This window comes from Mycobacterium sp. ACS4331, from assembly GCF_001667265.1.
Lineage (GTDB): Bacteria > Actinomycetota > Actinomycetes > Mycobacteriales > Mycobacteriaceae > Mycobacterium.
Window position 1 is genome coordinate 20,122 of the sequence record NZ_LZHW01000085.1, and the last position, 7,270, is coordinate 27,391.

Annotated in this window: 5 protein-coding genes; 2 read left to right on the forward strand and 3 right to left on the reverse strand. The window is 70.1% G+C overall.

Annotation, left to right across the window (positions count from 1 at the left end; genetic code table 11):
- The first annotated feature begins 45 nt into the window (after positions 1-45).
- Positions 46-2,043, forward strand: a complete 1,998-nt coding sequence (locus A5727_RS19740) for an SDR family oxidoreductase (RefSeq protein WP_157521467.1) — start codon at positions 46-48, stop codon at positions 2,041-2,043.
- Between the two features lie 21 nt (positions 2,044-2,064).
- A complete protein-coding gene (locus tag A5727_RS19745; protein ID WP_068253655.1) occupies positions 2,065-3,129 on the forward strand; it encodes a nucleoside hydrolase in 1,065 nt (354 codons plus the stop codon).
- On the opposite strand, the gene A5727_RS19750 is transcribed toward A5727_RS19745, so the two are convergent.
- From A5727_RS19750 to guaA, 3 genes are all read right to left on the reverse strand, one after another.
- Complete coding sequence (locus tag A5727_RS19750; protein ID WP_068253658.1) at positions 3,120-4,706, reverse strand: DNA polymerase Y family protein; 1,587 nt, start codon at positions 4,704-4,706, stop codon at positions 3,120-3,122. The two genes, A5727_RS19745 and A5727_RS19750, sit on opposite strands and share 10 nt — an antisense overlap.
- Before the next feature lies 1 nt (position 4,707).
- On the reverse strand, positions 4,708-5,379 hold the full coding sequence (imuA', locus tag A5727_RS19755; RefSeq protein ID WP_068253661.1) for a DnaE2-dependent mutagenesis accessory factor ImuA': 672 nt from the start codon (positions 5,377-5,379) through the stop codon (positions 4,708-4,710).
- A 189-nt stretch (positions 5,380-5,568) separates the two neighbouring features.
- Positions 5,569-7,134, reverse strand: a complete 1,566-nt coding sequence (gene guaA / locus A5727_RS19760; protein WP_068253665.1) for a glutamine-hydrolyzing GMP synthase — start codon at positions 7,132-7,134, stop codon at positions 5,569-5,571.
- Between the last annotated feature and the right edge of the window lie 136 nt (positions 7,135-7,270).

Consider the following 7,270-nt stretch of genomic DNA (forward strand, 5'->3'; position numbering starts at 1 on the left):
CAACCTTCATTGACAGACAGCGCGTGACGCGCCACGATGCACTGCATGAACTATGTCGTTACCGGCGGTACCGGGTTCATCGGACGGCGCGTCGTGACCCGACTGCTGGCCGCCGACCCGACGGCGCAGGTGTGGGTGCTGGTGCGCCGCGAGTCACTGGCGCGGTTCGAACGGCTGGCGACCGACTGGGGCGAGCGCGCACATCCCCTGGTCGGCGACCTGACCGCACCCGACCTGGGCCTTCCCGAACAGTCAGTGGCCGACCTCGACGGCGTCACCCACGTCGTACACTGCGGCGCGGTCTACGACATCACCGCCGGCGACGCGGACCAACGAGCGGCCAACGTCGACGGCACCCGCGCGGTCATCGAGCTGACCCAGCGCCTGGGCGCGACCCTGCATCACGTGTCCTCGATTGCGGTGGCCGGCGACTTCGCGGGTACATACACCGAGGCCGACTTCGACGTCGCCCAGAACCTGCCCACGGCCTATCACCAGACCAAGTTCGAGGCCGAACAGCTGGTGCGCGAGGCGGACGGTCTGCGCTTTCGGGTGTACCGCCCGGCGGTGGTGGTCGGCGACTCGGTCACCGGTGAGATGGACAAGATCGACGGCCCGTACTACTTCTTCGGCCTGCTGGCCCGGTTCGCCGCGCTGCCCCGCTTCACCCCCGTCGCCCTGCCCGACACCGGACGCACCAACATCGTCCCGGTCGACTACGTCGCCGACGCCCTGGTGGCCCTGCTGAGCGCCGAGGTCGACGACGGCACCACGTTTCACCTCACCGCACCCACGTCGATCGGCCTGCGCGGCATCTACCGCGCACTGGCCCCCGCCGCCGGTCTGCCGCCGCTGCGCGGTCGGCTGCCGCGGGCGGTCGCCTCCCCGGCACTGCACCCCCGCGGCCTGGTCAAGGCCGGGCGCAACATGGTGGCCGCCCAGTTGGGGGTGCCCCCAGCGGTGCTCGACGTCGTCGACCTGCCCACGACGTTCACCTCCGACAACACCCGGGAAGCACTGCGCGGCACCGGAATCGAGGTCCCCGAGTTCGGTTCCTACGCAGGCAGACTGTGGCGGTACTGGGCCGCGAACCTGGACCCCGACCGAGCCAGGCGTGTCGGCTCCGACGCACCCCTGGCCGGGCGCCACGTCGTCATCACCGGCGCCTCGAGCGGTATCGGACGCGCCTCGGCGATCGCGGTCGCGGCGCGGGGCGCCACGGTGTTCGCGGTGGCACGCAACGGCGCGGCCCTCGACGAACTGGTCGACGAGATCCGCGCCGCGGGCGGTCAGGCGCACGCGTTCACATGTGATGTCACGGATTCGGCGTCCGTCGACGCGTGCGTGAAGGACATCCTCGCCACGTTCGGGCACGTCGACTACCTCGTGAACAATGCGGGTCGCTCCATCCGGCGATCGGTCGCGGCGTCGACCGATCGGCTGCATGACTACGAGAGGGTGATGGCGGTCAACTACTTCGGCGCCGTGCGCATGGTGCTCGCCCTGCTGCCGCACTGGCGCGAACGCCGCTTCGGCCACGTGGTCAACGTCTCGAGTGCCGGGGTGCAGGCCTCGACCCCGAGGTACTCGGCATACCTGCCGAGCAAGGCCGCACTCGACGCGTTCGCCGAGGTGGTGTCGACCGAAACGCTGTCGGATCACATCACCTTCACCACGATCCACATGCCGTTGGTGCGGACACCGATGATCACGCCGTCGAAGCGGCTGAACCCGGTGCCTGCGATCAGTGCAGAACACGCCGCGGCCATGGTGGTGCGCGGCCTGGTCGACAAACCGGTGCGGATCGACACGCCGCTGGGCACCCTGGCCGACGTGGGGCTGTACTTCACCCCGCGGTTGAGTCGACGGGTGCTGCATCAGCTTTACCTGGGATTCCCCGACTCGGCCGCGGCCCGAGGGGTGGCGTCTGTGCGCGAACGACCACCGGCCCGCGCAGCCCGGACAGCCCACACCCTGCCCGTGCCGCGGGTGCCCCGTCCGGTCAAGCGGGCCGTGCGACTCGTGCCCGGCGTGCACTGGTGACCGGCCCGATAGCATTGGCTCATGCCTGTCGTCTTCGCCGACGTTGACACCGGCGTCGACGACGCTTTCGCGCTGGCGTATCTGCTGGCCAGCGCCGACGTCGATCTCGTCGGCATCGCCTCGACGGCGGGAAACACTGGTGTGCAACAGGTCTGCCGGAACAATCTGGCTCTGCTCGAGTTGTGCGGAGCCACCGGAATCCCGGTCTCGGTGGGTTCGGCTCTGCCCCTGAGTATTCCGCTGCGCACGGCGGAGGACACGCACGGCCCGACGGGCCTGGGCTATGCCGAGTTGCCCACTCCGACAACGCAACCCAGCGGTTTCGACGCCGCGGAGGCATGGATTTCCGCGGCCCACGCGCACCCCGGCGAACTCATCGGCCTGGCCACCGGACCGCTGACCAACCTGGCACTGGCGCTGCGCGCCGATCCCGAACTGCCGCGCCTGCTGCGCCGGCTGGTCATCATGGGCGGGTCCTTCGAGTACCGGGGCAACACCACGCCGGTGTCCGAGTGGAACATCGCGGTCGATCCCGAGGCCGCCGCGGAGGTGTTCACGGCCTTCGGCGCCCAAAGCGGTGAGCTGCCACTGGTCTGCGGCCTCAACGTCACCGAGAGCATCATGGCGACCCCGCAGATCCTGGCCCACCTCGCCGATGCGGCGGGGTCCCCGACATCGGTGATGACCCCGCACGATCGGCGGGGCACACGGTCGACGGCCGCCAACCCGCTGATCCGCGTGCTCGAGGACGCGATGCGGTTCTACTTCGAGTTCCACTTCGATCAGGGCGAGGGCTATCTGGCCCATCTGCACGATCCGTTCGCCGCGGCCGTGGCGCTGGACCCGGGCCTGGTGCGCACCCGCACCGCGACCGTCGATGTGGAACTGCACGGCACGCTGACCCGGGGTATGACGGTCGCCGACTTCGGCGCGCACTGGAATCGGCCGCCGAACGCCGCGATCGTCGTCGGTGGCACGCCGGAACAGTCCGCACCGTTGGCCGACGTGTTCTTCGACCGCTTCATCTCTCGGGTGGGCCCGTTCGCCCGCGGGTTGGCCTCCGCTCCCGGACCCGGTTACTCGTAGACCCCCTCCACATACCAGCGCCTCTTCCGGTAGCACAGCAGCAGCGCCGGACCGGACTCCGTCGCCGACGAGCCGTCCTCGAGAAGCACCTGGGCCCGCGCAGTGCGGCCGGGGGCGTCCTGATCCCACCACCGTTCGTCGACCGGCCACGGCCCCGTCCACCAGCGCAACCGCCCGCAGTGCTCCCGGTGGGGGGCGTCCAGCCGGGCAGGCTCGGCCGAGAACAGCCCCCTCGATGTCACCCGCACCGAATTTCCTTGCTCATCAAGGAGTTCCACTGGATCGTCGAGAAGCACCGCGGGCGCGGGTTCCGGCAGCGATCCCGGCCAGGGTCGATCCGGATCGGCCCTCGGCACCAGTTCATCACCGAGCGGGGTGAAGGTGATGCGTTCGGAGGGGCCACGCCCACCGCTGAGCACCGGCACCTGAACCGCCTCGGGGCCCAGCAGACCCTGAACCCGGACCAGCGCGCGACGGGCCCGCAGCCGATCCTCGTCACCGACCCCGCCCCACAGCGGCAGCTGCAGCGCCCCGGCGGAGACCACCTCGACCGGATGCAGACGCAGCACCACGATGGGTCCACTGGGCCGGTCGGCGGCATGACGCCGGTTGAGCCAGCCGTCCAACTGCCAGCGGATCCGGTCCGCGGTGGCGTCCTCGGTCAACGGTTCGGCGCATCGCCACACCCGAGTCAGCTCTTCACCGTTGCTGGTGACGGCATGGATGGCCAACCGAGTGCAGCCCACCCCCGCCGACTCCAGGCTTCGGTGCAGCTGACCCGCAAGAGTGCGACCCGCGAACGCGGCGGCATCCACCCGGTCGATGGGCGGATCGCAGTCCAGCACGGCATCCCGCTCCGGCGGCAGCTCACGTCCCGAGGGCCCACGGACCTCCTCGGCGCGCACCATCCGGTGTGCGGCCACCGCATCCGCACCGAACCGCGACGACACATCCGTACGCGGCAGTGCGGCGAACTGGCCGAAGGTGCGAACACCCAATCGCCACAACAGATCAGCCAGGTCCTCCCGCCCCGGCGCGGACAGGCTCGGCTCGGCGGCCAACTGGCGAATCGACAACGTGGACAGGAAATCGGCGTCCTCCCCCGGCGCGACGACGCGCCCCGCCCGCGCCGCGAAGACCGCGGAGGCCAACTGGTCGGCCACTCCCACCTGACATTCGGCGCCCGAGGCGGCCACCGCGTCCACCAACCGTTCCCCGGCAGCCTGCTCGGACCCGAAGTACCGCGCGGCACCCCGCACCGAGAGCACCAGAAGGCCCGGTCGCAGCACTTCGGCCCGCGGCACCAGGTCGTCGACGGCCACGATGACCGATTCGAAGAACCTGGCGTCCCGGGCCGGATCGGCGGCCACCACCGCCAACTGCGGACACCTGGCCTGCGCTTCCCGGCGGCGCAGCCCACGCCGCACCCCGACGGCACGCGCCGCCGAGGAGCACGCGACCACACGGTTGGCCAACGTCACCGCCACCGGCGCCGTGGCCGAAAGCCCCATGGCCTGCGCCGCCGCGACGGCGGGCCAGTCCATGCACCACAGCGCCAGAACCCTCGATCGCGTCATCTCAACTCACCCGGGTGGCGCATCTGCCGCGGGCCCGCAGCGCCAGGTGAACCCGGCCGACCCGGCCGTAGCCGGACTCGCACCCGCCCGTGAGGTCGTAACCGCGGACCCGGGCATCCAACCGTACCGACGCCCCCTGCCAGTCGATACCGGTGACCAGCAGGGTGCACCCCTTGTGCCGGGCTCGGGCCGTCAGCGTGCGCGCCCGCGCGGGCGGGACCGAACGCCCGGTCAGGTCGAGCACCACCAGATCCATACCGTCCATCAGCACCGCGGCCACCTCGAGCGGATCCGCCCCGGGGTCGGGGATCACCGCCACCCGGTCGAGCGTGGCGCCCATCTCCGCCGCGGCCAGCAGGCCGGCCCGAGGCATGCCCACCAGGGCCGCGAAACCGCCTCCGGCCGTCACCGCGGCGACCATGCTCAGGGGGAGGGAACGCGCCCCGGTCAGCACCCCGACGACCCCTCTGGGCAACCCGCGAGGCAGCAGTTCGGCCAGCGATTCCGGCACCGGCAGCAAAGTTTCCGGCGCTTCGACGGGCTGATTCGGAGGGTTCACGCCGCGGCGGGGAGCACCGACTTTCCCGGACACCGCCGCAATCTGCCTTCGCAGGCGTTCCACCTGTTCAGAACGATTTTCCAGGCGATCCTGCCGGGAAAGTGCCGCCGTCATCGCCCACCTCTCGCAATCCCTCGAACACCACATCTTCGAAAATATGTTCGATGGAGCGAGTAAACACCCACCCACCGACAAGCGTCAAGCGGGCTGCGATGTCAGAGGCGCACGGTGCGCAAGTGAACTCGGCGCCGGAGTTCCGGCGCCGAGAGCGGTGAAACTACGGGCCTGAGGGTGACCCCGGGATCACTCCCATTCGATGGTGCCCGGCGGCTTGCTCGTCACGTCGAGCACCACGCGGTTGACCTCCGGCACCTCATTGGTGATCCGCGTCGAGATGCGCTCCAGCACCTCATACGGCAGCCGCGTCCAGTCTGCCGTCATGGCGTCCTCGCTGGAGACCGGACGCAGCACCACCGGATGACCGTAGGTGCGGCCGTCGCCCTGCACACCGACCGACCGGACGTCGGCCAGCAGCACCACGGGGCACTGCCAGATGTGGTGATCCTGGCCCGCCGCCGTCAACTCCTCCCGCGCGATCGAGTCCGCGCGCCGCAGCGTGTCCAGACGCTCCGCGGTGACCTCGCCGATGATCCGGATGCCCAAGCCCGGGCCCGGGAACGGCTGACGCGCGACGATCTCCTCGGGCAGGCCCAGTTCGCGCCCGACCGCCCGCACCTCGTCCTTGAACAGCAGTCGCAGGGGTTCGACGAGCGTGAACTTCAGGTCCTCGGGCAGGCCACCGACATTGTGGTGGCTCTTGATGTTCGCGGTGCCGGTCCCGCCGCCGGACTCCACCACGTCGGGGTAGAGCGTGCCCTGGACCAGGAAGTCGATCTCGTCGTCACCCTCGACCAGGTCGCGCACCGCACCCTCGAACGCCCGGATGAACTCACGGCCGATGATCTTGCGCTTGCCCTCGGGGTTGGTGACCCCCGACAGCTTCTCCAGGAACGTGGCCTCGGCATCGACGGTCACCAGCTTGGCTCCGGTGGCGGCGACGAAGTCGCGCTGCACCTGCGCCCGCTCCCCCTCCCGCAGCAGACCGTGGTCGACGAACACACACGTCAGGCGGTCACCGATGGCGCGCTGCACGAGTGCCGCGGCCACCGCGGAGTCCACTCCCCCGGACAGACCGCAGATCGCGCGTCCGTCGCCGATCTGCTCTCGGACCTGCGCGACCAGGCTGTCGGCGATGTTGGCCGCAGTCCAGGTGGCGTCGATGCCCGCGAAGTCGTGCAGGAAGCGGCTGAGCACCTGCTGGCCGTGCGGCGAGTGCAGCACCTCGGGGTGGTACTGCACCCCGGCAAGCCTGCGCGAACGGTTCTCGAACGCCGCAACGGGCGCACCGGCACTGGTGGCCACCACATCGAAACCCTCGGGCGGATGAGTCACGGCGTCCCCGTGGCTCATCCACACCGGCTGCGTCTCGGGCAGGCCCGAATGCAGCTCACCGCCAGCGACTTTCAGTTCGGTGCGGCCGTACTCACTGGTGCCGGTGTGCGCCACGGTGCCACCCAGGGCCTGCGCCATGGCCTGGAAGCCGTAACAGATGCCGAACACCGGCACGTCGAGGTCGAACAGGGCCGGATCCAGCCGGGGCGCGCCATCGGCGTACACGCTGGACGGCCCACCGGAGAGCACGATGGCCCGCGGATCCTTGGCCTTGATCTCGTCGACGGACGCGGTGTGCGGGACGACCTCGGAGAACACCCGCGCCTCGCGAACCCGGCGGGCGATCAACTGGGCGTACTGGGCGCCGAAGTCGATCACGAGAACGGGGCGGGCGGCGGCTGACGACTGCGAATCCACCGGTTCAGTCTAGTGGCGGGCCGATCGACCGCTAACCCGCGGAGCTTGCCGGTTCGATCTGTCATCTCCCAAGACATCGGTGACAGTTCTGCATCAGGACATCGGTGACGGTTCGGATGGTCTTGGTGGTGACACT